This window comes from Castellaniella ginsengisoli (genome assembly GCF_040955415.1).
GTDB classification, from domain to species: domain Bacteria; phylum Pseudomonadota; class Gammaproteobacteria; order Burkholderiales; family Burkholderiaceae_B; genus Castellaniella; species Castellaniella ginsengisoli.
On the sequence record NZ_CP158257.1, the window covers coordinates 2,736,598 to 2,763,428 of the forward strand.

At 66.8% G+C, this 26,831-nt stretch carries 19 protein-coding genes and 1 tRNA gene; 10 read left to right on the plus strand and 10 right to left on the minus strand.

Annotated features, from left to right (window positions below):
• The first annotated feature begins 17 nt into the window (after positions 1-17).
• Positions 18-932 (plus strand): LysR substrate-binding domain-containing protein, encoded by a 915-nt coding sequence (locus tag ABRZ00_RS13050; RefSeq protein WP_368641713.1) that lies wholly within the window; start codon positions 18-20, stop codon positions 930-932.
• A gap of 3 nt (positions 933-935) precedes the next feature.
• Here ABRZ00_RS13050 and recX read toward each other — a convergent pair whose 3' ends face one another.
• Both recX and recA read right to left on the minus strand, forming a co-directional pair.
• Positions 936-1,469, minus strand: a complete 534-nt coding sequence (gene recX / locus ABRZ00_RS13055) for a recombination regulator RecX (protein ID WP_368641712.1) — start codon at positions 1,467-1,469, stop codon at positions 936-938.
• Positions 1,459-2,520 (minus strand): recombinase RecA, encoded by a 1,062-nt coding sequence (gene recA / locus ABRZ00_RS13060; protein WP_343835276.1) that lies wholly within the window; start codon positions 2,518-2,520, stop codon positions 1,459-1,461. The genes recX and recA overlap by 11 nt, the downstream gene beginning before the upstream one ends.
• Before the next feature lie 251 nt (positions 2,521-2,771).
• Between recA and ABRZ00_RS13065 the strand changes: the two genes are divergently transcribed.
• The 6 genes from ABRZ00_RS13065 (at position 2,772) to ABRZ00_RS13090 (ending at position 9,210) form a co-directional block, all read left to right on the plus strand.
• On the plus strand, positions 2,772-3,473 hold the full coding sequence (locus ABRZ00_RS13065) for a response regulator transcription factor (protein WP_343835277.1): 702 nt from the start codon (positions 2,772-2,774) through the stop codon (positions 3,471-3,473).
• A gap of 13 nt (positions 3,474-3,486) precedes the next feature.
• Positions 3,487-4,935: a sensor histidine kinase N-terminal domain-containing protein gene (locus tag ABRZ00_RS13070; protein WP_343835278.1), complete on the plus strand. Its 1,449-nt coding sequence runs from the start codon at positions 3,487-3,489 to the stop codon at positions 4,933-4,935.
• A gap of 50 nt (positions 4,936-4,985) precedes the next feature.
• Entirely contained in the window at positions 4,986-6,614 is a 1,629-nt protein-coding gene (locus ABRZ00_RS13075; RefSeq protein ID WP_343835898.1) for an MFS transporter, read from the plus strand.
• 196 nt (positions 6,615-6,810) lie between these two features.
• The gene (gene rfbA, locus ABRZ00_RS13080) at positions 6,811-7,689 is read left to right on the plus strand and encodes a glucose-1-phosphate thymidylyltransferase RfbA (protein WP_368641711.1); all 879 of its coding nucleotides are present in this window, start codon (positions 6,811-6,813) and stop codon (positions 7,687-7,689) included.
• Complete coding sequence (rfbC, locus tag ABRZ00_RS13085) at positions 7,686-8,234, plus strand: dTDP-4-dehydrorhamnose 3,5-epimerase (RefSeq protein WP_368641710.1); 549 nt, start codon at positions 7,686-7,688, stop codon at positions 8,232-8,234. The genes rfbA and rfbC overlap by 4 nt, the downstream gene beginning before the upstream one ends.
• A gap of 70 nt (positions 8,235-8,304) precedes the next feature.
• On the plus strand, positions 8,305-9,210 hold the full coding sequence (locus tag ABRZ00_RS13090; RefSeq protein ID WP_343835281.1) for a recombination-associated protein RdgC: 906 nt from the start codon (positions 8,305-8,307) through the stop codon (positions 9,208-9,210).
• A gap of 77 nt (positions 9,211-9,287) precedes the next feature.
• Here ABRZ00_RS13090 and ABRZ00_RS13095 read toward each other — a convergent pair whose 3' ends face one another.
• The 5 genes from ABRZ00_RS13095 to ABRZ00_RS13115 all read right to left on the minus strand — a co-directional run bounded on the left by ABRZ00_RS13095 (position 9,288) and on the right by ABRZ00_RS13115 (position 20,449).
• Positions 9,288-10,580, minus strand: a complete 1,293-nt coding sequence (locus ABRZ00_RS13095; protein ID WP_343835283.1) for an aspartate carbamoyltransferase — start codon at positions 10,578-10,580, stop codon at positions 9,288-9,290.
• 169 nt (positions 10,581-10,749) lie between these two features.
• A complete protein-coding gene (locus tag ABRZ00_RS13100; RefSeq protein ID WP_368644326.1) occupies positions 10,750-11,526 on the minus strand; it encodes a class I SAM-dependent methyltransferase in 777 nt (258 codons plus the stop codon).
• A gap of 34 nt (positions 11,527-11,560) precedes the next feature.
• On the minus strand, positions 11,561-12,148 hold the full coding sequence (locus ABRZ00_RS13105; RefSeq protein ID WP_368641708.1) for a hypothetical protein: 588 nt from the start codon (positions 12,146-12,148) through the stop codon (positions 11,561-11,563).
• A 55-nt stretch (positions 12,149-12,203) separates the two neighbouring features.
• Positions 12,204-14,489 (minus strand): penicillin-binding protein 1C, encoded by a 2,286-nt coding sequence (gene pbpC, locus ABRZ00_RS13110; RefSeq protein ID WP_368641707.1) that lies wholly within the window; start codon positions 14,487-14,489, stop codon positions 12,204-12,206.
• A complete protein-coding gene (locus tag ABRZ00_RS13115; RefSeq protein WP_368641706.1) occupies positions 14,489-20,449 on the minus strand; it encodes an alpha-2-macroglobulin in 5,961 nt (1,986 codons plus the stop codon). Before ABRZ00_RS13115 ends, pbpC begins: the two co-directional genes overlap by 1 nt.
• 293 nt (positions 20,450-20,742) lie before the next feature.
• On the opposite strand from ABRZ00_RS13115, the gene ABRZ00_RS13120 reads away from it, so the two are divergent.
• Positions 20,743-20,819: transfer RNA gene (locus ABRZ00_RS13120), tRNA-Ile, on the plus strand.
• Positions 20,820-20,983: 164 nt separating this feature from the next.
• On the opposite strand, the gene ABRZ00_RS13125 is transcribed toward ABRZ00_RS13120, so the two are convergent.
• The 3 genes from ABRZ00_RS13125 to ABRZ00_RS13135 all read right to left on the minus strand — a co-directional run bounded on the left by ABRZ00_RS13125 (position 20,984) and on the right by ABRZ00_RS13135 (position 24,091).
• Positions 20,984-21,244, minus strand: a complete 261-nt coding sequence (locus ABRZ00_RS13125) for a zf-TFIIB domain-containing protein (RefSeq protein WP_343835899.1) — start codon at positions 21,242-21,244, stop codon at positions 20,984-20,986.
• Positions 21,245-21,771: 527 nt separating this feature from the next.
• On the minus strand, positions 21,772-21,969 hold the full coding sequence (locus ABRZ00_RS13130) for a hypothetical protein (protein ID WP_368641705.1): 198 nt from the start codon (positions 21,967-21,969) through the stop codon (positions 21,772-21,774).
• 58 nt (positions 21,970-22,027) lie between these two features.
• Positions 22,028-24,091 (minus strand): helix-turn-helix domain-containing protein, encoded by a 2,064-nt coding sequence (locus tag ABRZ00_RS13135; RefSeq protein ID WP_368641704.1) that lies wholly within the window; start codon positions 24,089-24,091, stop codon positions 22,028-22,030.
• Between the two features lie 148 nt (positions 24,092-24,239).
• On the opposite strand from ABRZ00_RS13135, the gene ABRZ00_RS13140 reads away from it, so the two are divergent.
• The gene (locus tag ABRZ00_RS13140) at positions 24,240-25,532 is read left to right on the plus strand and encodes a hydroxymethylglutaryl-CoA reductase, degradative (RefSeq protein ID WP_368641703.1); all 1,293 of its coding nucleotides are present in this window, start codon (positions 24,240-24,242) and stop codon (positions 25,530-25,532) included.
• Positions 25,533-25,591: 59 nt separating this feature from the next.
• Positions 25,592-26,812, plus strand: coding sequence for an ABC transporter substrate-binding protein (locus ABRZ00_RS13145; RefSeq protein ID WP_368641702.1), 1,221 nt, complete (start codon positions 25,592-25,594; stop codon positions 26,810-26,812).
• Positions 26,813-26,831: the final 19 nt, after the last annotated feature.

Consider the following 26,831-nt stretch of genomic DNA (forward strand, 5'->3'; position numbering starts at 1 on the left):
TAATATGAGAAAAATTCATGATTGAGTTACGCCACCTGGAAACCTTGCTGGCCATCCGCGAAGGCGGCAGCCTGCAGGAAGCCGCCGAACGCCTGCATCTGACGCAGTCGGCCCTCTCGCACCAGCTTCGCGACCTGGAAGTACGGTTGAAGACCCCGCTGCTGAACCGTCGCACCCGGCCCGCGCGCTTGACGACGGCGGGCCTGCGTCTGGTGGCGCTGGCCGAAGACGTATTGCCGCGCGTGCGCGCGGCGGAACAGGAACTGCGCCGCCTGGCGGCCGGCCGCGCCGGCCGCCTGCACGTCGCCATCGACTGTCATTCCTGCTTCCAGTGGCTGATGCCGACGCTGGACGCATTCCGCAAAGATTGGCCGGAAGTCTCCCTGGATCTGACAGCGGCTTTTTCCTTCGCCCCCCTGCCCGCCCTGGCCCGCGGCGACCTGGATGTGGTCATCACATCGGATCCCGAACCATTGGAAACGGTGCGCTACACCCCGCTGTTTGCCTACGAACTGGTCCTGGCGGTGGCCAGCCGGGGACCGCTCGGCGCCGCCGGCCCGATCCAGCCGGAAGACCTGGCCGATCAGGTTCTGATTACCTACCCCGTCGACCGGGCCCGGCTGGACGTCTACACCGCGTTCCTGGATCCGGCCGGCGTGGAACCCGTCGCCGTGCGCACGGCGGAGCTGACCCCCATGATCGTGCAACTGGTCGCCAGCGGTCGGGGCGTGGCGGCACTGCCCAGTTGGGCGCTGGATGAGTACAAGAACCTGCCGGGGCTGAGAATCTGCCGGTTGGGAGTGGGAATCTGGCGCACGCTGCAAGCCGGCATCCGTGCCGAAGATGCTGAAACCGCCTACGTGCAGGCGTTCCTGGAGCAGGCCCGGCGCACCTGCTTCGAAGCCCTGCCGGGCATCCGCGCCCCAGGGTAGGCGCTATTCGGAATCGGGCGTCGATGCGTCCCCGGCATCCGTCCGCGCGCTCAATAGCCGCCGGATGCAGTCAGCGGAAAACCCCCTGCCCGCCATGAAACGATACTGCCGCGCGTAGTCGCGCGGGTCGGCGGGAGGACGGCCGAACTTGCGCTGCCAGACGGCGAGCGCACGATCCGCTTCAGTGGCGCGCAGGGTTTCCCGCAGATCGGCCAGTTGTTCATCGGCCAGCCCCTGCTGGCGCAGGGCGCCGAGAATGCGTTGCGCGCCCTGGCGGCTCGCAGCGCGATGGGCGTACGCCTGGGCATAGCGCTGGTCGGATTGCCAGTGCTCTCGCGCCAGGTCATCGAGCACCGCCTCGATGGTGGCGGGATCATCGCACCAGGCCGAGAGCTTGCGGCGCAGTTCCTGGCGGGAATGTTCGCGCCTGGACAGATAAGCGACGGCCCGGGCCTTCAGGCTGAGGCCGGGCCTGCGCCCGGACGGGCCGTTGCCGCCGGACGGCGGATCGGTCGCGTCGGCGGCGTCATTCCCCATCGGCAGCGGGGGCGGCCGAAGCGGCGGGTACGGCCCGGGCGGTGATGCCCAGTTGCTCGCGCACGCGGTTCTCGATCTCGAAGGCCATGTCCTGATGTTCTTTCAGGTACTCGCGGACGTTGTCCTTGCCCTGGCCGATGCGCTCGCCGTTGTAGCTGTACCAGGCGCCGGATTTGTCGACCACGCCGGCCTGGACGCCCAGATCGATGATTTCACCCTCGCGGGAAATGCCGGCGCCGTACATGATGTCGAATTCGACCTGCTTGAACGGCGGCGCGACTTTGTTCTTGACGATCTTGACCCGGGTTTCATTGCCGACGACCTCGTCGCCCTTCTTGATCGAGCCGATGCGGCGGATGTCCAGGCGCACGGAGGAATAGAACTTGAGCGCGTTGCCGCCCGTGGTGGTCTCGGGGTTGCCGAACATGACGCCGATCTTCATGCGGATCTGATTGATGAAGATCACCATGCAGTTGGCGCGCTTGATCGTAGCGGTGAGCTTGCGCAAGGCCTGGCTCATGAGGCGGGCTTGCAGGCCGGGCAGCGAATCGCCCATGTCGCCTTCGATTTCAGCCTTGGGCACCAGCGCGGCGACCGAGTCGATGACGATCAGGTCGACCGACCCCGAGCGCACCAGGGCATCGGTGATTTCCAGGGCCTGCTCGCCCGTATCGGGCTGGGAGATCAGCAGGTCTTCGAGGTTGACCCCCAGGCGCGAGGCGTACTGGACGTCGAGCGCATGCTCGGCGTCAATGAAGGCGCAGGTGCCGCCAATTTTCTGCATTTCGGCGATGACCTGCAGCGTGAGCGTGGTCTTGCCGGAGGATTCGGGCCCGTAGACTTCGACCACCCGGCCGCGCGGCAGGCCGCCGACGCCCAGGGCGATGTCCAGCCCCAGCGAACCGGTGGAGACGACCTGGATGTCGTGTTCGATCTGGTTGTCGCCATAGCGCATGACGGAACCCTTGCCGAACTGCTTTTCGATCTGAGACAGCGCGGCAGCCAGCGCCTTGGCGCGTTCGGGGTTGGCCTTGCCGGAGCGTTCATCCATGGGGGAAGTTCCTATCGTGATTGATGAGCCGTCGGGACCGCGGCCGCGGGTCGGCCGGGCCGCCTGCGGCGGGATTCGAGAAATTATGGCATTAAATTATACTGTATGAAAATACAGATGTGTTGATTCCATCGCAGCCGACCCTGCCTCGCCCATCGTTTACCCTAAATGACCGGGCCAGGGCGCGCGTGCCACAATGGCAGCAGTCCGGGCGCTCCGGCGCCCGCTTCCTCCTGAACGTCAATTCCGCCATGCGTATCCTGATTGCCGAGGACGACAGCATTCTCGCGGACGGGCTGTCCCGATCACTGCGCTACGAAGGCTATGCCGTGGATGTCGTGAGTGACGGCTCCAGCGCCGATTCCGCCCTGCAACTGCAGACCTTCGACCTCCTGATCCTGGATCTGGGCCTGCCGCGCCTTGATGGCCTGTCCGTGCTGCGCAAGCTTCGCCAGCGCGGCACACCGCTGCCCGTCCTGATCCTGACCGCCGCCGACTCCGTCGAACAGCGCGTCGAAGGCCTGGATCTGGGCGCCGACGACTACATGTCCAAGCCGTTCGCCCTCAGCGAACTGGAGGCCCGCGTGCGCGCCCTGATCCGCCGGCACGGCGGCGGCCGCGCATCCGTGCTGCATCATGGCCGCCTCTCCTTCGATCTCAACGGACGGGTCGCCTCCATCGACGAAGCCACCGTCGAACTGTCCGCCCGCGAAACCAGCCTGCTGGAAATCTTCCTGTCGCGCAGCGGCCGCATGATCAGCAAGCATCAGTTGGTCGACCTGCTGTGCGAATGGGGCGAAGAGGTCACCACCAACGCCATCGAAGTCTACATCCACCGGCTGCGCAAAAAGATCGAGCCCGCGGGCGTCCACATCCTGACCGTGCGCGGCCTGGGATACTGCCTGGAACCCGATAGTCGCGCCATGTCCGCCGATACGGCCGCCGTTGGCTGACGGCTCGCCAGACATGTTCTCGAATCCGGCCCCGCGCAGAGCCCGCCGCCGCGCAACCCTGCTGGGCCGCATCCTGCTGTGGATGATCGTGCCGCTGTTCGTCCTGTGGTCGATCGGCATCGTCATCACCTACTTCATTTCTCTCAACATCGCCAATTCGCCCTACGACCGGACACTGGCAAGCCACCTGCGCCTGCTGCGCCACGAGGTCGAGCAACAGCGGCTGGCCAGCAGCGTGGCGCTGTCCGAATCCGCTCGCACGGTGCTGGCGGGCAGCGCGGACGAGCCCTCCACCAGTTGGCAGATCCTGGATGCGAACGGCAATCTGCTGGCTGGCGACCCCAGCATCCCCACGCCGGAAAACTGGGGCTACGACATCGATCAGATCCGCTTTCGCAACGCATCCCTGGATCATCAGGCCATCCGCATGGCCTACGTCTGGGGCGGACGCGATCAGGATGGCACCGGCTTCCTGACGGTCGTGGCCGAACCCGCCGAGGCGCGCGCCACGCTGCAGCAGGAGATCCTGACCGGCATGCTGACGCCCCAACTCATCATCCTGCCCCTGGCCGCGATGCTGGCCGGACTGGGCCTGACCCAGGGCCTCGAGCCCCTCAGCCTGCTCCAGGAGCACATGCGCCGCCGAAAGCCCAGCGATCTGTCCCCCCTGCGCGACGACCTCGCCCCGGCCGAAATCGTGCCGCTGATCGCGTCCATGAACAACGTGCTGCAGCGCCTGTCCGACTCCATCGAATCTCAGCGGCGCTTTGTCGCCAACGCCGCCCACCAGCTCAAAACCCCGCTGGCCGGCATCCGCACGCAATGCGAGCTGGCCTTGCGCGAACAAGAGCCCGAACGCATGCGCGACAGCCTGCAGCAGCTCATCACTGGCTCCCAGCGCGCCACCCGTCTGGTCAACCAGTTGCTGTTGCTGGCTCAGGCGGAGTCTCTCGATCCCACCCAGTCCCGCACCACCGAGCTGCTGGATCTGTTGCGCCTGGCCGAGTCCTGTACCCTCGAATGGGTCGAAACCGCCCTGCAACGACACATCGACCTGGGCTTTGAGTCGCCCGGCGAAGCATTGCCGATCTTCGGCAATGCGGTGATGGTCCGCGAACTGTTGAACAACCTGATCGACAATGCGCTGCTCTACACGCCCCGGGGCGGCCGGGTCACCGTGCGCGCCCTGCCCGAGGGCGACCGGGTCTGCCTGGAAGTCCAGGATTCCGGCCCAGGCATCCCCCCCGAGGAACAATCCCGCGTGTTCGACCGCTTTTACCGGATCCTTGGCCATGGCGCCGAGGGCAGCGGCCTGGGCCTGGCGATCGTACGCGAGGTGGCCGAGCACCACCACGCCACCATTGCGTTCCTGCCGCCCGGCAACCACCGGGACCCGGTCAGCGCCGGCACCCGGCTGCGTGTTTCATTCCCCCGCGACGATGCGCCGAGGACCCGTTCATGAACCGAGCCCGACCCATGCCGCACGATCCGATGGACGAAGCCCACCGTCCCATGACTCACGAAGAGCGCCGCGTCATTCTGGCGTCTTCCATGGGCACCGTCTTCGAATGGTATGACTTCTACATCTACGGCTCCCTGGCGGCCGTCATCGCCCAGCATTTTTTCTCCGGCCTGAACCCCACGGCCGGCTTCATCTTCGCCCTGCTGACTTTTGCGGCGGGTTTCGCCGTGCGGCCTTTCGGCGCCCTGGTGTTCGGCCGGCTCGGCGACATGGTCGGCCGCAAGTACGCCTTCGTGATTTCAATCCTGGTGATGGGATTGTCCACTTTCCTGGTGGGCGTGCTGCCGTCCTCGGCTTCGATCGGCACGGCCGCGCCCATGATCCTGCTGCTGTTGCGCCTGCTGCAGGGCCTGGCCCTGGGCGGCGAATACGGCGGCGCCGCCGTCTACGTGGCCGAGCATGCGCCGCAAGGCCGGCGCGGCTTCTTCACCAGTTGGATCCAGACCACCGCCACCACCGGCATGTTCCTGTCGCTGGTCGTCGTCCTGGGCACCCGCGCCACGCTGGGCCAGGAGGCCTTCGACGCCTGGGGCTGGCGGGTGCCTTTCCTGATCTCCGTGCTGCTGCTGGTGATCTCGGTCTGGATCCGTCTGCGCCTGCATGAATCGCCCGCCTTCACACGCATGAAAAGCGAGGGCCTGATCTCGCGCGCCCCCATCAAGGAAGCATTCGGCCGCTGGAAGAACCTGCGCTTGATCCTGCTGGCCCTGATCGGCCTGACGGCCGGCCAGGCCGTAGTCTGGTACACCGGCCAGTTCTATGCCCTGTATTTCTTGACCGAAACCCTGGGGGTCGAAGCCAATATCGCCAACATCCTGGTGGCCCTGGCCCTGCTGCTGGCCTGCCCCTTCTTCCTGGTGTTCGGCGCGCTCTCGGACCGGATCGGCCGCAAGCCCATCATCATGGCCGGCTGCCTGATCGCCGCCCTGAGCTATTTTCCCGTCTTCAAAGGCCTGACCCACTACGCCAACCCGGCGCTGGAACGCGCCCAGACCCAGGCTCCCGTCTACGTCGTCTCCAACCCGAACGATTGTTCGCTGCAGTTCAACCCGGTGGGCATTGCATCCTTTACCAGCGCCTGCGACCTGCTCAAGGCGTTCATGGCGAGCCATTCGGTCCATTACACCAACCAGCCCGCGCCCGAAGGCATCGTGGCCTACGCGCTGGTGGGCGATCAACGCATCGATTCCTTCGACGGCACGGCGCTGCCACGCGCCGAATTCGCCCACCGCAACGCCGCGCTGCAGGACGCGCTGCGCCAGGCGGTGCGGGACCACGGCTATCCCGCCTATGCCGATCCGTCCCAGATCAATTTCACCATGGTGCTCCTGCTGCTGTTCTTCCTGGTCTTCCAGGTGACCATGGTCTACGGCCCAATCGCCGCCATGCTGGTGGAAATGTTCCCGACACGCATCCGCTACACCTCCATGAGCGTGCCTTACCACATCGGCAACGGCTGGTTCGGCGGTTTCCTGCCCCCGGTGGCCTTCGCCACGGTCGCCACCACCGGCAACATGTACGATGGCCTGTGGTATCCGATCGCGGTATGCGCGATGACGCTGGTCATCGGCCTGCTGTTCGTCAAGGAAACCCGGCACAACGATCTGGACGCGCCCTGACCCCCATGCCGGGCAGGGCGCGGGGGACATCCTGCGCTTCCTGATCCATCACCCTCCCGGCCCGGAAAGCCTGAGCGTGCCCCGCGACGGCGGCCGCCGATCCGTCCCGTCTCCCGGAAACCGCCGCCAGCTCTCCGCATCGCATCCCCGCGTTCCCCGCTACACTGGCGTCTGTCCAAGTCCTTCCCCGTCATCCATGAAAGGCATCATCCTTGCCGGCGGCTCGGGTACGCGGCTGCACCCCATCACGCGCGGCGTGTCCAAGCAACTGCTGCCCATCTACGATAAGCCGATGATCTACTACCCGCTGTCGGTGCTGATGCTGGCCGGCATCCGCGACGTGCTGGTGATCTCCACGCCCGATGATCTGCCAGGCTTCCGGCGCCTGCTGGGCGATGGATCCGATTTCGGCATCGCGCTGTCCTACGCCGAGCAGCCCTCGCCCGACGGCCTGGCCCAGGCTTTCCTGATCGGCGAGCACTTCATCGGCGACGACCGCGTCTGCCTGGTGCTGGGAGACAATATCTTCTACGGCTACGGCTTCAGCGGCATGCTGCGCGAGGCGGCCCAGCGATCCTCGGGCGCTACGATCTTCGGCTACCGGGTGGCCGATCCGCAACGCTTCGGCGTGGTGGAATTCGACGCCGCCGGGCGTGCCGTCTCCATCGAAGAAAAGCCGGCGCACCCCAAATCCCCCTACGCCGTCACCGGCCTGTACTTCTACGACAACGACGTGGTGGACATCGCGCGCCGGGTGCGCCCCTCGGCGCGCGGCGAACTGGAAATCACCGACGTGAACAACGCCTACCTGCAACGCAACGACCTGCACGTCCAGCGCTTGGGCCGGGGTTTCGCCTGGCTGGACACCGGCACGCACGCAAGCCTGCTGGAGGCCGGCACCTACGTGCAGACTATCGAACATCGCCAGGGGCAGAAAGTCGCCTGCCTGGAGGAAATCGCCTTCAACAACGGCTGGCTGGATCGCGCCGAACTCGAAACGCGCGGCATGCGGCTGGCCAAGACCGACTACGGGCGCTATCTGCTGGCCCTGGCCGGCGAAGACGGCAGGTCATGAAGGTCATCGACACCGCCCTGCCGGGCGTACGCATCATCGAGCCGCAGGTCTTCGGCGACGCGCGCGGCTTTTTCCTGGAATCGTTCAGCGCCCGCCGTTACCGTGAAGCGGCCGGCATCGAATCCGATTTCGTTCAGGACAACGTCTCCCGTTCCGCGCGCGGCGTGCTGCGCGGCCTGCATTTCCAGCGCACGCGCCCGCAAGGCAAGCTGATACAGGTGGTCGAAGGCGCGGTCTTCGACGTGGCGGTGGACATCGATCCCCAATCCGCCACCTTCGGGCAACACGTGGCGGTGGAACTGTCGGCCGACAACCATCGCCAGATCTGGATTCCGCCCGGTTACGCGCACGGCTTCTGCGTCACCAGCGACACCGCGATTTTCCAGTACAAATGCACCGACTACTACGATCCCGCCGATGAGGGCGGCCTGGCCTGGAACTGCCCTGAACTGGCGATCCCCTGGCCGATCGAAGCCCCCATCCTGTCGGACAAAGACCGGAGACACCCGGGACTGCGGGAATGGGCGCGGGCACAGGCGCGCTGAGCGATCGAATTTTTACCGCGTACAATCAAATCCCTTTTTCACCGCCGTCGCCGGCCCGCCTGACAAGACCATGTGGTTCAAGAATCTCAAACTCTATCGTCTCGCCCCTAACGCCTCTCTGACCGCCGCCGACCTTGAAGCGGCCCTGGAGCCCCTCGCCTTCCAGCCCGGCGGCAGCCAGGACAGCCAGGTGTCGGGATGGCTGCCGCCGCGCGAGGACAGCGGCCTGGCCTACGCGCAGCACGGCCAGATCCTGCTGCGCCTGCAAACGGAGAAGAAACTGTTGCCGGCCACGGTCGTCAACCAGGCCAGCCGCGCGCGCGCCCTGCAGATGGAGGAGCAGCAGGGCTACAAGCCCGGCCGCAAGCAGATGAAGGAGATCAAGGAGCAGATGACGATGGAGCTGCTGCCGCGCGCCTTCGTCATCGCCCACGACACGCGCGTCTGGATCGACACCGTGAACCGCTGGGTGGCGATCGACGCCGCGGCCGCCGCGCGCAGCGACGAGGTTCTGGGCCTGCTCGCCAAGACGCTTACGCCCTTTCCCATCGTGCCGCTGCACGTGGAGATGTCGCCCGCCGCCGCCATGACGCTGTGGCTGTCGGAAGACGAGGCCCCCGCCGGTTTCACGATCGACCAGGACACCGAGCTGCGCTCCACCGGGGAGTCGCGCGCCACCGTGCGCTACGTGCGCCAGACGGTCGAACTGGACGAAGTCCGCCGCCACATCCAGGCGGGCAAGCAGTGCACGCGCCTGGCCATGACCTGGAATGACCGCGTGTCCTTCGTGCTGACCGACAACCTGGACATCAAGCGCGTCGCGCCGCTGGATGTGCTCAAAGAGCACCAGGACGCCCAGGCCGCCAACGAGGCCGAGCAGTTCGAGGCCGACTTCGCCCTGATGGCGGGCGAACTGGCGCGCATGCTCGACGACCTGGTCGCCGCGCTGGGCGGGATGCGCTCGGACACCAAGTAGCCTGCCGCCCGCGGACGGCTCGGCGCCGGCGCGCTCCGGGCGGCTTGCGCGCCGCGAAGCGGAAGACGGAAGGCGCCTCAGTCGATCCCGTGAAACACGCTGTCGTCCGGCCCGATATGGGATGGCGGCATCCAGGTGACGTCGCGCAGCGAATGCTGCACCAGACTCTCGACGCCCATCAGCACGGCAAAGATCGCCATGCGCACCGGAATGCCGTTGTCCGTCTGGCGGAAGATCGCCAGACGGGGATCGTGATTCAGATCGGTACTGAGATCATTGGCGCCTTCGCGGCTGTCGCGCGGCAGCGGGTGCATCACGATCGTGTCCGGGCCGCAGCAGGCATCGACGATGGCGCGGTTGACCTGGAAATCGGCCGTATACCCCTCCAGGTTTTCGCCTGAGAAACGTTCTTTCTGCACCCGGGTGGCGTAGACCACGTCGGCGCCTTTCAGACCCGCCGCCAGGTCGTGGGTCTGCTCGATGACGTGGCCGTTGCGGCTGGCCTGCTCCAGCAGGTAGTCCGGCATTTCCAGACCCGGCGGGGATACCAAGGTGAATTTCATGCCGCGATACAAGGCCAGCAGCTTGATCAGCGAATGCACCGTGCGGCCGTATTTCAAGTCGCCGGCCATGACGATGTGCGCACCATCCAAGAGTTTGCCCAGGCGCGAGAACTCCGTCAGAATGGTGTAGAGATCCAGCAGCGCCTGGCTGGGATGCTCGCCCGCGCCATCGCCGCCGTTGACCACGGGAATATTGGTCGCCGCCGCGAATTCGGCCACGGAACCTTTTTCGGGATGGCGGATCACCATGGCATCCACGTAGCCGCTCATCACGCGGCTGGTGTCGTAGATGGATTCGCCTTTGGCCATGGACGAAAAAGTGAAGCCGGTGGTGTCGCACACCGAACCGCCCAGGCGGCAGAAGGCCGCGCCGAAGCTGACCCGTGTGCGGGTGCTGGCTTCGAAGAACAGGTTGCCCAACACCGCACCTTCCAGGACGCGGGACACTTTCTGCCGGCGAGCAATAGGTTGCATCTGGTCGGCCACGCGAAACAATTCCTCCACGGACTCACGCGTGAACTGATCCACGGACAAGAGCTGATGTTTATTGTCGGCCGCGATTCGGTCGCGCAAGGGGCCGGATTGTGCGCTTTGCGCATATTTTTCCATCAGCGTGCTGTTTTCCACGATCTCAGTGACGAAACGGGAAACAACTTCCGGCATCGAGCGGGCTTCCTGGGAGCCCTCGGGAAGCAGCCACGTATCCAACGCGCGACGTTTGACGCCGATGCGGGCCGCAAACACATCGCGGGTCAGGTTCAGGCGACGCATCGCGTCGCGCAGGAAGACTTGTTGGGAAATCGCCATGAGCAGATCCAATATACGCAATGCGCATATTTTTACTGATTCAGCGCCCACCGTGCAAGAAAAACATGCCGTTTCGCGACATTCTCGCCACAGGCACTGGGGCCCCCTCTCTGAAAGCGCGGCCGCCCCCGGGTCAGCCGGGCGCGAAGACCGCATGAATGGCGCCGGCTCACAAGGTTCCCACGCGCATGTTGATGGGCCAGCGTATCTCCCGGCTTTGCGCCGGATCGCCCCACAGCGCCGTCAGGTCGGCGGCGAAGCACTGCAGAATGTCTTCGCGCGCCGCCTCGCGCACGCTGCGCACGGCGGACCAGGTGGACAGATAGCCCAGCAGCGCCTCCAGATTCCACGTCTTGCAAATGCCCAGGGCCGGTACGCTCTGTTCTTCAAAAGGGAACGGCAGATCTGCATAGCCCGTATCGACGAGCGCGCGTTCCGCAGGCCAGAAAGGGCCGATTTCATCGCAGTAGAAACGGCTGAAACGCGGATTGAGCGCCGGATCCAGTTGCGGGACGCCGTAGCTGATCAGCGCCAGCACGGCGCGCGGCGCACCGATGCGGCGCACCTCCGCGTAGAAGCGCGGCAGATCGAACCAGTGCGCGGCCTGGGCGGCCGTGATGAGCTGGGCCTCATGATCGGCGACGGGCAGTGCTTCCGCCGGGGCGCAGGCGTATGCCACGCGGGGGTGCGCCACGGCGTGGGCAATCTGGTCCGCGCTGGGGTCCGCCCCCTGTACCCGGTGGAAATGCGCGGCCAAATGGACGGTCAGTTGGCCATTGCCACAGCCCGCGTCGACCGCCAACGCCGTGCCCGGCGCCGCGGACGCCAGGAACTGCGCCAGCTCCGGCGGATATTCCGGACGAAAGCGTGCGTAGGCCTTACCGCCCTGATCGAACCAGTTGCGGGGCGCCGCCGCCCCGAAGGATGCCGCTGGAGGCTTGAACATGGCGAACGGCCGTCAGGAAGTGCGGACCGGCAGTTCAGAACCCGCCCGCAGGCGGCGCGGCATCCACCCCCGCCACCGAGCGGGCGGCCAGCTCGGCGTTGCGCGCCGAACCCACGCCGAAGGCAAGCTGCTGCTGAGAAATCGGCGCGGCATAGCCGGGCGCGGCCAGCATGGTGTGGCCCACGACCAGGGCCAGACGCAGCCCCGGATTGGCCGCCGTGGCCGCACGCAGCTTGCGCAAGCCCTCGTCGCCCAGGATCAGGACCAGGATGCCCTCGCCCTTCTGGTCGGTCGCCGCCTGGATGCCGATCAGATCGTCGCGGCCGATTACCTCGTCGGGCCGCACATACAGCATGCCGGACGGCTTGAGGCTGACGGGCGTCCAGCCCGGCCGGGGCTGCGTATCGGCCAGAAACAGCCGCAGATCCAGCGCTTGCCGATTTTCGGCGATGACATGCCGGGGATGGGTGGTCTGCATTTGCGGCCGTTCAGGTGCGGCGGCGGCCGTCTCGTTTCCCGCATTTTTTGCCCCGGGCACGGCCTGGCAACCCGCCAGAACCATCAGCGCGGCCCCTGTCAGGGCCTTCATCCGGATATTGATTTGAAAGTTCGGTTTGCGCATGCACCGACTCCTTTTCTTCCCACTCATGCCTGAATGATGGCACATTTCCAGGTAATCAATGTTGACCCTGAGGAACAGGATGGTTCCCGCCCTTCGGGCCAGCGGAAGCGCCGGGCCCCGCCTCCCCGGCAACGAACCGTCCCGCCTGGACGATGACCCTGACCCGATCCAGCGCCACGCCCTGGGCGTCACGCAATTCGAACACGTGCGCGCCCGGCTCGGGAGCCCAATCCGGCTCGCCGCCCGCATCGTAGGGCCGACCATCCAGAAACCAGCGCGCGTCGAGGACCATCCGGCCGCCGGCATCCACCGCACGCAGACGCAGGCGCTGCCGGCCCTGCGGGATGTCGGGATCCAGGGCCAAAACGGTGCCGTCCACGGGCTCGGCGATGCGCGGCCGGCCCGGATCCGCCCGGGCATCGGGCGGCGAGAAGCGCGCCTGAGCCGTGTCGCCCAGAAAATATTCGGTCCGGGCCGGCTCCAGCCCATCGCCGAAAACGACCGTCCGCGCCTCGACCTCGGCAGGCCTGGGCGGCGACGCGGGGGCATGGTTCCGGTACAGCCAATCGAAAACATCGTGCCAGATGGGGCCGGCGCCGCTGACGCCCGAAACGTGCCGCATGCTGGCGCCGGCGCTGTTGCCCACCCAGACGCCCACCGTATAGTCGGCCGACCAGCCCACGCACCAGTTGTCGCGCATATCGCGGCTGGTGCCGGTCTTAACCGCCGTCCAGAAACGCGTGGTCAGCGGGCTGTCCAGGCCGAAAGTCCGGGCGCGCGCCGGACGGTCGGCCAGCATGTCGCCCACGATCCAGGCGGCTCCGGACGAATACGCGCGAGTGCCTGCCTGGGCCGGAGCGCCCGGCTGCGCGCGCAGATTGACCGGCGCGTAATCACCGCCGCGCGCCAGCGCCCGATAAGCATTGCTCAGGGACAGCAGCGTCACGTCCGCCGAGCCCAGCGCCAGACTGTAGCCATAGTAATCCCCGCCCTGGGTCAAGGGCAGGCCCAGCTCGACCAGCCGGCTGGCGAACGCATCGGTGCCGACCAGCATCAGGGTGCGCACCGCGGGCACATTCAAGGAGGACGCAAGCGCCGTACGGGCGCTGACCCAACCGCCAAACCGGTGATCATAGTTGTCGGGCACATAGAGCCCGCCCCCCCCGTCCAGGTCCACCGGGCTGTCGTCCAGCAGCGAACCGGCCGTCAGGCGCCGCTGATCCAGCGCCAGACCGTACAGAAAGGGTTTGAGCGTCGAACCCGCCTGGCGCAGGGCGCGCGCGTGATCCACGTCGGCGGCTTCGGACAAGACGCCGGATGATCCCACGTAGGCCAGCACGGCGCCGCTGCGATTGTCCAGCACCACCACGGCCGCATCGGTCACGCCCGTGCCGCGCAATTCGCTCAGACGACGCCGCACGGCACGCACCGTCGCCTCCTGCAATCCGCGATCCACCGTCGAACGGATCTCGCCATGTCCATCGGCCAGGCCCGCATCCCACAACACACGCGCCCAATGAGGCGCCAACGCCGGCGCATCGAAACGCACTTCCCGGGTGCGCGACAGCGCCGCTTGCGTGAAATCGCGCAGGCCCTGGCACTCACCGGGCCGGCCCAGCGCCTGCAGCAGGGCGCAGCCGCGCTGGACCAGCGCCGGCACCGGCGCATTCGGCCCGCGCAGCAACACGGCGGCCAGGGCGGCCTCGCGCAGCGTCAGGCCCGAGGCGTGCTTCTGGAACAGCACGCGCGACAACGCATCGACCCCGACCAGTTCGCCGCGCCAGGCGGCCAGGTTCAGATAGGCTTCCAGAATCTCGGATTTGCTCCAGCGGGCTTCGAGCGCCCGGGCCGCCTGCATCTGGTCGAACTTCTGCAGGATGCCGCGCCCGCCCGGCCCGCGCCTGAGCGCCGGGTCCAGCAAGGCCGCCAGTTGCATGCTCAGCGTGGAAGCGCCCCGTCGGGCCCCGGGGTTCCAGACGGACGCCCAGGCCGCCGAGGCGCTCGCCAGCCAGTCGATCCCGTCATGCGCATAGAAGCGCCGGTCCTCCGACATCACCACGGCCCGTTGCAAGGCCGCCGACACCTCGGCCAGAGGCAGCCAGTCACCGCGCCGCGCGGAAAAATCCGCGCGCAGACGCTGCAGCTCCTGCCCGTCCGCGGCCAGCACGCGCACATCCGAAGGGCGCCAGGCCGCCCTGACAGCCGCATACTCCGGCGGAAAGCCCACGGATGCCAAGGTGTGGCCGCTCACATCGGCGGCAGACTGCGCGCAGGCCGCCGGGGCCAGCCACAGCCCCGCCGCCAGCACGGCGCCCCCGAGGCATCGGCCCGCAATCGCCATCAGGGCAGCGGCTCCACGCGCAAGGGCCGGTTGGGCGCCTCACCGAACACGTCTGGCTGGTACAAAGCCTCGGCGCGCGTCGGCGGCAACTGATAATCCCCCGGCACATTCAGCCGCACTGTGTATTCCAACGTCCGCTCGCCCGGCTCCATGACCTCGTAGTACGCCCGGAACAGGCCCGCGCGGCGCTCGACGAAACTGGGCTGATGCCACCACGCTTCCTGATTCCCGCCCGATGCGGCCAAGCTGGAATCCCGGCCCAGGCCGCCTCCCAGGATCGAAGCCCCCGCCGGCACCGGATCGCTGACCACGGACCAGGCCAGCGTTTCCCGCGCCCGGATGCGCAAGCGGACGCGATAGACATCGCCTGCCGACCAGCGGTCGGCGTATGCCTGGAAAACCGGAATCACCGTGCGTTCGACCTGCAGGCCGGCGTCGACGGCGCGCAGCGCCGGCACGGCGGCACGCGCAGCGACCGTGGCCCAGCCGCCGCCCCGCCCCTGCTGGGCGATTTCCAGCACGCCCTGGCGGCCGCGCGGCCAGGGCAGATCCAGGACCTCGCGATGGACGCCATCGCCGGTTTGCGGCATGCCGGCCCAGCGCAGCTCGGCCGGCGCTTCCGGCGGCAATGCGATGCGCACTGCGCCTTCGCCCGCGTGGGCTTCGGCCCGGCGGGCGAACCGGTCCACCGCCAGCACGCCCAGAACATTGGCCGTGGTCGTGGGCCAGGCGCCGTCCCGCTGCATCGACAGCAGGCCGGCCAACAGGCGCGGCAGGTCGGCGCGCCAAGCGGGCCGATCCAATACCGTCATCAACAGGCGGGCCTGGGCGGTCGCGGGGCTGCTCATCAACCACCAGCCTGAATCGACCGTATCGTCGGCCAGCGTCAGAGAGGCGCCCTGCCGGGACAGCCGGGCACGCAAGACGGCCTCGGCCTGGCCCGACAAGGCTTCCCGATCGGCCAGGCCGGGGGCATGCCGCAGGATCGACAACCAGGTCACCACTGCGGGCGTCGGCCAATCGCTGACATCCTGCGCAAAGCTGTCCAGCATGCCTGGCTGCCAGGCGCCCGCCAGCGCCAGCGCATCGATCGCGATCAGCTTGCGCCAGAACTCATCCCGCACAGGCGCCCAGCCATCCTCGGTCAGGCGCCCGAAGACGTAGTCCTGCAGCGCCGCCAGCATCCGTTCACGGGGTTCGCCCGGCAGGGCGTAGCCTGCGCCGGCCTCTTGCGAGCGCACGGAAATTTCCAGCAAATGCGCCGTCAGGGCCACGCTGCCGCGCCCGCCCGGGAAATAGGACAACAGCCCGGACTCGGCCTGGTAGTCGGGCAGGCGGTGCATCAGGGCCTGCCACGCGACGGGATCGCGTCCTCCCAGCGCCTTGGCGCTGAGCTGCTCGATGCAGGTATAGGGATAGGCCTGCAGCCAGGCGCTGACGCCCGGCAGGGAACCCGCCAGGCTGGACTGCAGGCTGACCCGCACTCCGCCTCGCGGCACGCCCTCGGCATCGAGCAACGCCCGCGCCGAGGCGTCCACCGGCACGCGTTGCGGCACGCCGTCCGGAACCTGCAGCAGCGTCGCCTGGCGCACCGTGATCGGCACGGCGGGCAGCAGCGTCTGTTCCACAGCGATCCGGTCCGAAGCCGCCTCGCCTTCGGTCGTCCGCGCCTCGAAATGCCAGCGCAGCGTCTCGGTGTCCGCCCCGCCGGACAAGAGCGGCACGCTCACCGGCCAGGCGGCCGTGTGCGCCGCGCCTGGCTCCAGCAGCAACGCCTGCCCAGGCAAAGACACCCTGGCGCCATCGGCTGCAGTCACGCCGGCCGACAAGGACAGCACCATCGGCCGGGATGTGCGGTTGCGCACGGTCGCCCGGGCCTCATAGCGGTCCCCTTCGCGCGCCACGAGCGGCAGTCCCGACACCACTTGCAAGTCCTGGGTACTGACGATGCTGGCAAAGCCCGTGCCGAAGCGCCCCTCGCCCTGGTCAACCACGGCCACCAGGCGAAAGCGCGTCAAGGAGTCGTTCAACGGCACCTCCAGCGTGGCCTGGCCCTGCGCATCCAGCGTCAGGTCTCCACGCCACAACAAGCGCGTGTCGAACAATTCCCGCGTGGCGTTGAAGCCGCCGCCACCGCCTGCCGCCACGGCCTTGCGGCCATAATGCCGCCGGCCGACGACCTCGCCCTGGCCGGTGGCGGTCTCCACGCCGTAGTCGCGCTCCATCCGCATGGCCCGCAACAGATCCCAACTGTCGTTGTCGCGCAGCTCCAGCAAGGCCTCATCCACAGCGATAAAGGCCACCCCGGCGCCGGCCGCGGGCCGCCCGTCGGGCAACGCCGCCTGGATACGGACCCGGGCGTGCTGGCGCACCTGATACGTATCCCGGTCAGCCTCGACCCGGACCTGCAGCCGGTCGGCTTCGCTCTGCACCCGGATTCTCGCCAAGCCAAAGCGGAATGCCGGCTTGGCCAGATCCACCCGCCCGGAAGGCGTCGGAGCCTCGCCGGACTGCACGGCGCGCGCCTTGACCCAGTTCAGCGGATGGCGCCAGCCCCAATCGAAGAACGAAGTCCAGGGCACCTGGCGAATCCGGCCGCGCACGGCCAGCACCGAGACGTAGACGTTCGGCCCCCACCCCGCTTGCACAGGCAGACGCACGACAGGCTCGTCGCCATCCAACTCGACCACGTGCGTCTCCAGCACACCCTCGCGCTCCACCGCCACCAGCGCACGGGCCTGGCGAAACGGCATGCGCACCGTGAATTCGGCGGTTTCACCGGGTTTGTAATCGGCTTTGGCGGGAATCACGTCGATCCGGTCGTCGTTGCCCTCGCCGAACCAGGCTTCATCCCCCCAGACCCAGATCGAGGCCGAAGCGCGCGACACACGCGCCTGGGCATCCCAGGCTTGCGCGAACCATTCGATCTGGCCGTCCCGATCGAGGCTGACCGTGCACTCCAGCATGCCTTCGGCATCGGTTTCGCCCTGGCACAGCGTGCCCAGAGAGGCCACCTGCTCATGAGAATCGTAGGCGTAGAACCCGCCCACCAGGCGCTTGCGGGTACTGTAGGTCGTGCGCACGCGCCCATCCAACTGAACCGGCACGCCCGCCTGCGGCCGCCCGGCCGTATCCAGCGCCAGCAACGTGACCGTCGACTGCTCGCCGCGCGACATCCAGCGCCCCGTGCGCAGGCCCACCACCACCGCCGCGGGCCAGACCTGCGCCGTCTGGGCCAGGGTCTGAATTTCGCCGGCGGGATCGGCAAAGGAAGCCTCAAACAGCCATGATTGGGGCTCTGACGGGCGCGGCAGATCGCTCAGGTTCACCCGCGCCCCGCCGTGCGCATCCAGGCGCAAGGCGTGCCGGTCCAGAATCAGCCGCCGCAGTCCGGCGGATTCGGCCTCACCGGACTGCGGACTCTCATCGGTCACGCCCTGGAGACCGAAGCTGAAATCCCCGTAGGCGGAAAAACTGGGCGTCAGGGGCCGCGCCACCGCCGAGAGCGTGGCGGGCAGATCGCGCGCCGGACCGCCCGAAATCCAGGACAACTGCAGGTCGGCCTGCACCCCCTGCGGCGCCACCAAGGGGCCGGCGGCCGGCGCCCCATCGGCGGCAATCTTCAACGATCCGGCCAACAGCGGCAGCTTGAAGGATTCGACCCGGAAATCGCCGGCGTACAGCCAGGGGGCCCAGTCATCTTCCGCGCCCCCCACCGGCTGCAACTCGATCGAATACCGGCCAAGGCGGGCCTTGCGCGGTATCGTGTAGTCAAGCAAGGCGTACTGCCCTCCGCTGGGGGTGGTCCTCCATGCCAGAGGCAGGGTCTGCGCTTCTCCCGAGCCGTCATGCGACAGACGCACCTGGGCGGGCAAGCGGTCGGCAGGCAGGTTTTCCACACCGTGGCGGCTCAGGCGGCGCAGAAACAACTTCATGGAGACCGTCTCTCCCACCCGCAGCAGCGTGCGGTCCAGCACGGCGTGAGCCGCCAGATCGGGATCCCGGGACCGGCTTGCCGGCACATCGAAACGCCAAGGCTCGATGCCCCGGCTCCAACTGGACCATGCAAAGGAGAAATCCGCCTTTCCATGGGCCAAGGCGTGATCGGCGGCGATCCGCGCCGTGACGAACACGCCCGACTGCTCCACGCCCTCGCAGTACGCATCCGTGGGCACGGGCGTATCCGCATGCCACAGACCCTGCGCGTCGGTTTCACCGCCCAGCAGGCGCCGGCCGTTGCAATCGAGCACCGACACCCGGGCGCCGGCCACCGGCACGCCCCGGTCCAGCGTCGTCACCCAGACCAGGGTATCGTCGCGCCCGGCCTTCAGATGAACCGCCAGATTCGTGACCAGCACCGCCGACCGCACATGCATGACCTGCTCGTCCGCCGTCGCGCCGGCGCGCTTCAGCAGGGCAGCCCCCAGCCGGGGCGAGGCGACTTCCAGCACATGCAGGCCGGGCTCGTCCAGGGGAATCCCGACCATCTCGATATGCTGACCCTCTGTATCCTGAAGCCCGGGCAGATCCAGCATCCGGACCGGATCCTCGGGCCCGAACACGGAACGCGACCGCACGTCGATGCGCGGCTCGCCTTCCCGGGCCTCACGCGGCGCACGCAGCGCCAGCCGATCAGCGAACTGCCCGGCCGTCAACGACCCTTCCTGAAGGTTGCGCACGCGCGCATACCACTGAAGCGCCTGGACATCGTCCGTGATCACCTGGTCGCGGACCCGTCCGGCGGACAGCACGAGATCCCGGGTCTGCAATCCGGGCTCGACCCGCCGCAAGGCAAGCGGTGCGAGGACGGGCCGATCCTCGCCGGGGGCGCCCTCGGCAAAACGCTCGACGATGCCGAATTCGCCAGAGGCGAACTTCACCAGCGGCGGCATGGCATCCATCTGGATCGTCAAGGGAAAACGATCCGCGTTGGCCAGCGGCAGCCCCATATCGTCGCGCAGCGTTTCAGGAAAGGACAGCGTCAGCGCCGATCGCTCATCAAAGGGCGGGTCGAATTGCAAGGTCTCGATCGCATCGCCCGACGGATCATCCGCCTCGGGCCCGAACTGCCGGGCCGTGCGCAGCCCCTGGGAAGACTCCAGCGTGACGCGCGCCGCCAGATCCCGGGGAACGGGCCGGGAAAACGCGACCAGGATGGGAAACAAGGGCGAGCACGGCGCTTGAGCGTGCGTGCGCGTGCAGCTCATGACCGCGTTGAACGCCGTGCGGACTTCGAAGTCTTCGGCCAAGCCCACGGACGATGGCACGCCTGGCCGGCCCGCCTGCCCTGCGGAGCGCACGCCGGGCGACACCACCAGCCGCACGCGCGCCTTGGGCGGCAGCAACCGCTTGCATTGCAACAGACGGGCATCGTCCCAGCCATCCGCCTCGTTGACGCCAGCCACCGCCTTGAGAATCTGCGCACGGTCCGGGCCGGTCACCAGGCGAACAGGCACAGCCTCGCCCAGGCCTTCGATCTCGCAATGAGCATGGTCCAGCAAGGATTGCGTATCCGGCGAAGCGTTGAAGCGCAGCACGAAGACCTGATCTTCGGAAATGGTGCGGCTCCAGGGCCGGACCAGCCGGGCACGCGGCCCGCCGGTGGCGAAACGGCGCACATCGCCAACCAGAGGCTGGCCCTGCAGATCGCGAAAATCCGGATTGGGCTGCGCTTGGCACGACACGGCCCCGGACAGAGGTTTGTCGAAGGTATAGACCCAGTGTTGCGGGTCGGTCCAGCGGCCCGAGCCCTTGGCCGTCCCGCCCTCGCAAGCGATCAGGAAGGGATCGGCCGCCCCATCGCCCAGCGCCACGGCGGGGACATCGAAATCCGCCTGCACCCGGGCGATCCGGGCCATCATGCCTTCAGGGGAAAAATGCGTCACCGACAAGGCCGATGCAGCCGTCGGGCCGCACAGAACCAGCGCCGCTGTGGCGATGCGCAAGAGACGAGACCGCATGAAGAATCCCCCCGGATCATGGCTGTTGTGATGCCCGGGAGCCAGATTACCATTCACGCGCAGACGCGACCATCATGCCGCCCGGGGTGCGGACCGGCACCGTGCCCATGTGAAGCGCGCTATGCGATAATCCGGGTCTTCCGGCGCCAGGCGACCACATGCCCGTGCCCGAAGCGGGCCTCTAGCTCATGCCTGGTTAGAGCAGTGGACTCATAATCCACTGATCGAGGCCAGATCGGCGAGGCAGAATTGAGCGGGGCGGCCACCCTTCCGCCCCATCAAAAAAGCAAAAAGGGCCTATAGCTCAATTGGTTAGAGCAGCGGACTCATAATCCGTTGGTTGCAGGTTCAAGTCCTGCTGGGCCCACCATCTTTGGGCTCTTCCCCATAATCGGGGGAAGGGCACTCATCAAGTACGGTGGGCTCTACCCCACAAACGGGGGACGGGCATTCACCAGACACGGTTGATGATGCGGGGCCCGTTGACCTGCATGTGGGCCATCGGCCGCCCGGATCGCTCACCGGGCGCTTGCGTCAATCAAAGATTTCATGCCAGAACGATTTCTTTTTGTACCGTTTGTCGTAACCGGAATAGGATCTGTCGTAGTCGCGAGCCGGGTATGACGGCTGCTGAGGTTGGGGCGCCGGCGAGACTTCTTGGGCGCTACGCTCGATCAACTTATCGAGTTCCCCACGGTCCAGCCACACCCCGCGACACTGAGGACAATAATCGATCTCGATGTTCTGACGCGATGACATTGTCAGATCCATGTCTTTGCATACAGGGCACTTCATAGGTCATCCTTCTGCTGTTCAGGTAGAAGTAAGGTTGACCGCCAAGCCTCATTTTTAGTTCCGTGGTTTCGGACGAGATTTGTAACCGCCCGGGCCGCTCCGCTTGCGAGGCCGGCTCTGGCTTCTGAGAAACCCGGATTGATGGGGCGGATCATGAGGATTACCTTGGATCCATCGCGGGCTTCAGGCGTCGGGGCGCACGCGCCGCCGATCGGCGCATCCCCGCCTGTGCCGGCCTGGGCCTGTGCGGCCCGTTTCAATGCACCCTCAAGAGGCGACATGATCATCCGCTGTTCAATACACCTGCTGGAATGGCGGAGGTTTTGAAGGGGGAGGCGTTGTCAAGCGTGTCAGATTCGGGACAACGGCCGGTATCGGCGCCACATTCAACAAGCTGTCCGGCATCACCGAAAAATTTGAAGGCGCCTTTCTGACCGAGGTAGAAAACCACACTGGGTCTGAACGCTGCCGCCTCCTACAACGGAGGTTTCAAAACGGGGCCGACAAGAACCGGATTCGGCCCTTCCCTATCGCTTTGCGGGTTTGAAAGCGGCGACGGTGAGCTGGGCGGCAACCTCATCCAGGTCGTCGATCTTGCCGCCCTCCGCCTCGGCTGCCTTCAGGCCGTCCCTGATCGCGAGAAACTGCCCGACGACGTTTGCCGCGCGCGCACGATGCTTCTTGCTGAGTCTGCTTTCTTTGATTCTGTCCAGAGCTTCCGACATGCGAGCCTCCGTTTTGTGAACGACACCAGTATGCCAGAAAGGCAAAGCGCCCCGCCGCCTACCTGCCGGGCGCGGCGTGCTTGTCGAAAGGCTCCCGCTCCTTCACAGCCTGGGTGTCCAGGGCGGCGAACCGCTGTGGATCGCGCAGCCGCCACAGGCGCAAAGCCACGTGGATCTCCAATGCACGCCCCGCCTCGCGCCAATCCGCCAACAGCGCATGGATCGCCTCCAGGCGCTGGCGCAGCGTATTGATGTGCAGGGAAAGGCTTCTCGCGGCTTCGGCCGCGTTATAGCCGCAATCCAGGTAAGCCAGCAGCGTGCCGGCCAATATCGTGCGGCGCGTGTCGTGCGTGGCCGGGCCGGCATACAACTTTCCCAGCGTGGCCGTGAAAAACCCTTCGATGGCGGCTGCATCGGCGCGATTGAAGAGCGGGACGTACAAGGCGAGCCGGCTTTCGTCGAAGAGTTCGCCGCGCCGGCCCAGCGCATCGAGCAGGTCCAGGCAGCACTGCGCGCGCTCGAACGACTTCGGCAGACCGTCGGCGTGCCCGACGGCATCGCCCACGACTCCCACGAACGTCTCGCGATGACGGCGCAGGCAAGCCTGAAGCGCCGCCCGGACCGGCTCCATCCGCAAGGTGTTGGCCAGCACGATGAGAGAGTCCCCGGCCTCGTCGAACAAGGCGCTCGACGTCCCCAGGCGGTCCGTCAACTGCCGGCATAAAGAGGCGCAACCGTCCTTTCCCGTCCGGACCAGCAGCAGGGTCATCGGCCGGTGGATGTCGACACCGTACTTTTCCGCTTGCTGCGCAAACCGCTCGGACCGGCCTCGAGGCTCGTGGACCAAGCCGTGCAGCACGGCCGGCGCGTCGGACATCAGGGACAGGGTACGCTGCGCCTTGAGCAGCAGCACGACGCCTGTCACCATGGCGCCGCGCTCGAAGATGCGGGCGGCCACCTCGCTCAGGGGCCGGGGCGTGTGCAGCACCAGCCCGCCCAGCGGCCCCTCGCCGCCGACGATGGCGCAGACAGTGCGCAGCTTCCGGTACGTCACCGAGCGCCCGGTGCGCCGGCTTTCCCCCAAGGCGGCATACGCCGCATCCTCGATCCAGCGCCCCTCCGGCGCCGGCGCCTCGACGCCCCGCTCGGCATGGGCCGCCACGATTTCCCGGCCTCCCTCATCGCAGACGGCGACCCTGCCTCCCAGGCGGCGCGCCAGCATTTCGCAGAGATCCGACAGATCCCCGCCACGCGCCACGAGCGCGGTCAGTTGTTCATGGGCCTCGGCAGCCGCACGCGTATTGGCCGTCTGCTGGGACAACCGCTCGTTGGTTTCTTCGGCCCGCGCCAGCGCATCCCGCGCCTGCTCGAACAGGCGCGCATTGCCGATGGCCACGCAGGCCTGGGCGCCCAGGGTCGACAAGATCGAGATTTCCCAGGCCGTGTACGCACGCACATAGCGGTCGCCCACGAACAGCACGCCGGAAACTTCGTCGGCGCTCAGCAGCGGCACGCCCAGGATCGAGGCGATGTTCTCGCCGCGCATGGCGTCGTCGATGAATCTGGAATGGTTGAAGCGGCCATCGCCCGCATAATCCGAGGAAGAATAAGGGCTGCGGTGCCGCGCCACATAGCCGCACACACCGGTATCCAGGCCGACGCGGATCGTGCAAAACCGTTCGGAAAACGCACCATCGGTGGCCCGCACGTAAAAATCACGGCGTTCCGGATCGTAGACGGACAAGTAGCCGACGTCGCACCCCAGCAAGGCCCTGGCCCGCCTCACGATGACCCGCAATACCTCATCGATATCGACGATCCGGGTCAGATCCTGCGCGGTCTCGATGACCGCCATCAGGCCGCGCTCGCGCTGCTGGTGCTGCTCGAGACGGTCCTTGACCGTCAACCCCATGGACAAGGTCTCCGACGCGCGGACCTTGTCCGCCCCGTCCGGCATCCCGGTCAGACGATCGCGCAAAGCCTCCAGCGCCTGGCGCTCTGCATCCCGATGCAGAAGGCGGACCACCTCGCCTTCGAGCGCGCGCGGATCACCGGGCTCGGAGCGCGCCCCGGCGCCCGCCTCGCGGGCGCCGGCGGATCGCTCGGCCGTACTATCCATCATGAAATGAAGTGGACGAACAGAACATGAATTAAATCCATAAATGTTTTATTCAACTATATATCGACTGTCCGCTGGTCTATACACTTCTTTCATCGCCCCGGCTTTTTCCCCCGCCGGCCTTCATCGCCCCCTTCCAGGACACAGCGGCATGGATTCCCAGATTCCCGATTTCCGTTCATTCACTCCGGCGCAGCGCCTGGAGGCCGTGGCCCTCAAGGCCGGCCTGGACGCCGGCGATGTCCACCGTCTGGCCCGGCCGGGCGCCCTGCCCCTCGAAACCGCCGACGGCATGATCGAGAACGTGCTCGGAACCTTCGAACTGCCCTACGCGGTCGCGGGCTATTTCCAGGTCAATGGCGCGGACGTGCTCGTCCCCATGGCGGTCGAGGAGCCCTCCGTCGTGGCGGCGGCCTCGCACATGGCCAAGATCGCACGAGGGCACGGCGGCTTTCAGACCTCCAGCACAGGGCCCATCATGCGGGCGCAGGTTCAGGTCCTGGGAGTCTCCGATCCCTACGGCGCGCGCCACGCCATCCTGCAGCATCGCCAGGAGATCATCGATCACGCCAACAGCCGCGACTACATCCTGACGGGGCTGGGCGGCGGCTGCAAGGACATCGAAGTGCACGTATTCCCGGACACGGCGCGCGGCGCCATGGTCATCGTCCATCTGCTGGTGGACGTGCGCGACGCCATGGGGGCCAATACCGTCAACACCATGGCCGAGGCCGTCGCGAGCCGCATTGAACGGATCAGCGGCGGCCAGGTCCGGCTACGCATCCTGTCGAACCTGGCCGACCTGCGCCTTTCCCGCGCCAGCGTACGGATCCCCGCCCTGGCGTTCGAGCGCCCCGGCCAGCCGGGCAAGGATGTGGTCGAGGGGATCGTCGACGCGTGCGAATTCGCCGCCGTCGATTCCTACCGGGCGGCCACGCACAACAAAGGCATCATGAACGGCATCGATCCGGTCGTCGTGGCCACGGGAAACGATTGGCGCGCCGTCGAAGCCGGCGCGCATGCCTACGCCTGCCGCCAGGGGCGCTACACCTCATTGTCGAACTGGGAGATCGCCGCCAACGGCGACCTGGTCGGCACGCTCGAGATGCCCATGCCCGTCGGCCTGGTCGGCGGCGCCACCAAGACCCATCCGCTCGCCCAGCTTTCGCTCAGGATTCTGGGCGTGCGCACGGCCCAGGCATTGGGAGAAATCATCGTCGCCGTGGGTCTGGCGCAGAATATGGCGGCGCTGCGCGCCCTTGCGACCGAGGGCATTCAACGCGGCCATATGTCCCTGCATGCCCGCAACATCGCTTTGAACGCGGGCGCCCGAGGCGATGAGATCGCCTGGGTGAGCGCCCGGATGGTCGAGGCCGGCGACGTGCGCGCGGACCTCGCCCGCAAATTGCTGCAGGAACGGCGCGCCTCCGCCCCGGCCGATTGATCATCACAACAACACAACCGGCCGGCGAGCCGGGCATACCATCAACCAGGAGACGACTCATGAAAACAGGCATTCCCCGCCACACGCTCATCGCCACCGCCCTGCTCGGCCTGATCGCTGCCGGTGCGGCCCAGGCGGCGACCGATCCGGACGTCGTCCGCATCGGCTTCATCACCGACATGTCCGGCCCCTACGCCGACACGGACGGCCCCGGCGGTCTCGAAGCCATCCGCATGGCCGTGCAGGACGCCGGCGGCACCATCCTCGGAAAGAAAATCGAAATCCTCTCGGCCGACCACCAGAACAAACCCGAAATCGCCTCCGCGCGCGCCCGGGAATGGATCGACCAGCAGAGCCTTTCCATGCTGATCGGCGGCGTCAACTCGGCTGCCGGCCTGGCGATGAACGGGATCATCAACGAAAAGCGCGTCCCCTACATCAATATCGGCGCGGCCACCGCGCGGCTCACCAACGAAGATTGCACCCCCTATACGGTCCATTACGAATACGACACCGTCGCCCTGGCCAAGGGCACCGGATCCGCCGTGGTCAAACAGGGCGGGAAATCCTGGTATTTCCTCGTGGCGGACTACGCCTTCGGCCATTCCCTGGAAGCCGACACCAGCGCGGTCATCAAAGCGAACGGCGGCACCGTGATCGGTTCGGTCAAGCATCCGCCCACCTCGCCCGACATGTCCTCCTACATCTTGCAGGCGGCTTCTTCGGGCGCCCAGGTTCTGGGTCTGGCGAATGCCGGAGCCGACACCATCAACTCGATCAAGGCCGCCAACGACTTCGGCCTGGCGGACAAGATGAAACTGGTCGGCCTGCTGATGACCATCAATGACATCCACGGCCTGGGCCTGCCCGTCGCCCAGAAGCTGCTGATGACCGACAGTTGGTATTGGGACAAGAACGACGCCACCCGCGCCTTTGCCCGGCGTTTCGAGCAGGCCATGCACAAAATGCCGAGTACGCACCAGGCAGCGGCCTACTCGGCCACGACCACCTACCTGAAGGCGGTGCAGGCGGCTGGAACGACCGACGCCGACAAGGTCATGGCGCAGCTCAAGAGCATGAAGCTCGATGACATGTACAGCAAAGGCTTCATCCGCGCGGACGGCCGCTACGTGCACGACATGTACCTGATGCAGGTGAAGACGCCCGAGGAGTCCAAAGGCCCCTGGGATTACATGAAAACGGTCGCCACGATTCCCGGCGAGGAGGCCTTCACCCGTCCTCAAGACTCGACCTGCCCGCTCATGAAAAAGGCCGGCTGATCAGGCACCGGGCCGGGAC

Excerpts from the sequence above, each read along its gene's own strand:
- ABRZ00_RS13050 (WP_368641713.1), top strand. The coding sequence starts at position 18 with ATGATTGAGTTACGCCACCTGGAAACCTTGCTGGCCATCCGCGAAGGC.
- recX (WP_368641712.1), bottom strand. The coding sequence starts at position 1,469 with ATGGGGAATGACGCCGCCGACGCGACCGATCCGCCGTCCGGCGGCAAC.
- recA (WP_343835276.1), bottom strand. The coding sequence starts at position 2,520 with ATGGATGAACGCTCCGGCAAGGCCAACCCCGAACGCGCCAAGGCGCTG.
- ABRZ00_RS13065 (WP_343835277.1), top strand. The coding sequence starts at position 2,772 with ATGCGTATCCTGATTGCCGAGGACGACAGCATTCTCGCGGACGGGCTG.
- ABRZ00_RS13070 (WP_343835278.1), top strand. The coding sequence starts at position 3,487 with ATGTTCTCGAATCCGGCCCCGCGCAGAGCCCGCCGCCGCGCAACCCTG.
- ABRZ00_RS13075 (WP_343835898.1), top strand. The coding sequence starts at position 4,986 with ATGACTCACGAAGAGCGCCGCGTCATTCTGGCGTCTTCCATGGGCACC.
- rfbA (WP_368641711.1), top strand. The coding sequence starts at position 6,811 with ATGAAAGGCATCATCCTTGCCGGCGGCTCGGGTACGCGGCTGCACCCC.
- rfbC (WP_368641710.1), top strand. The coding sequence starts at position 7,686 with ATGAAGGTCATCGACACCGCCCTGCCGGGCGTACGCATCATCGAGCCG.
- ABRZ00_RS13090 (WP_343835281.1), top strand. The coding sequence starts at position 8,305 with ATGTGGTTCAAGAATCTCAAACTCTATCGTCTCGCCCCTAACGCCTCT.
- ABRZ00_RS13095 (WP_343835283.1), bottom strand. The coding sequence starts at position 10,580 with ATGGCGATTTCCCAACAAGTCTTCCTGCGCGACGCGATGCGTCGCCTG.
- ABRZ00_RS13100 (WP_368644326.1), bottom strand. The coding sequence starts at position 11,526 with ATGTTCAAGCCTCCAGCGGCATCCTTCGGGGCGGCGGCGCCCCGCAAC.
- ABRZ00_RS13105 (WP_368641708.1), bottom strand. The coding sequence starts at position 12,148 with ATGCGCAAACCGAACTTTCAAATCAATATCCGGATGAAGGCCCTGACA.
- pbpC (WP_368641707.1), bottom strand. The coding sequence starts at position 14,489 with ATGGCGATTGCGGGCCGATGCCTCGGGGGCGCCGTGCTGGCGGCGGGG.
- ABRZ00_RS13115 (WP_368641706.1), bottom strand. The coding sequence starts at position 20,449 with ATGCGGTCTCGTCTCTTGCGCATCGCCACAGCGGCGCTGGTTCTGTGC.
- ABRZ00_RS13125 (WP_343835899.1), bottom strand. The coding sequence starts at position 21,244 with ATGAAGTGCCCTGTATGCAAAGACATGGATCTGACAATGTCATCGCGT.
- ABRZ00_RS13130 (WP_368641705.1), bottom strand. The coding sequence starts at position 21,969 with ATGTCGGAAGCTCTGGACAGAATCAAAGAAAGCAGACTCAGCAAGAAG.
- ABRZ00_RS13135 (WP_368641704.1), bottom strand. The coding sequence starts at position 24,091 with ATGATGGATAGTACGGCCGAGCGATCCGCCGGCGCCCGCGAGGCGGGC.
- ABRZ00_RS13140 (WP_368641703.1), top strand. The coding sequence starts at position 24,240 with ATGGATTCCCAGATTCCCGATTTCCGTTCATTCACTCCGGCGCAGCGC.
- ABRZ00_RS13145 (WP_368641702.1), top strand. The coding sequence starts at position 25,592 with ATGAAAACAGGCATTCCCCGCCACACGCTCATCGCCACCGCCCTGCTC.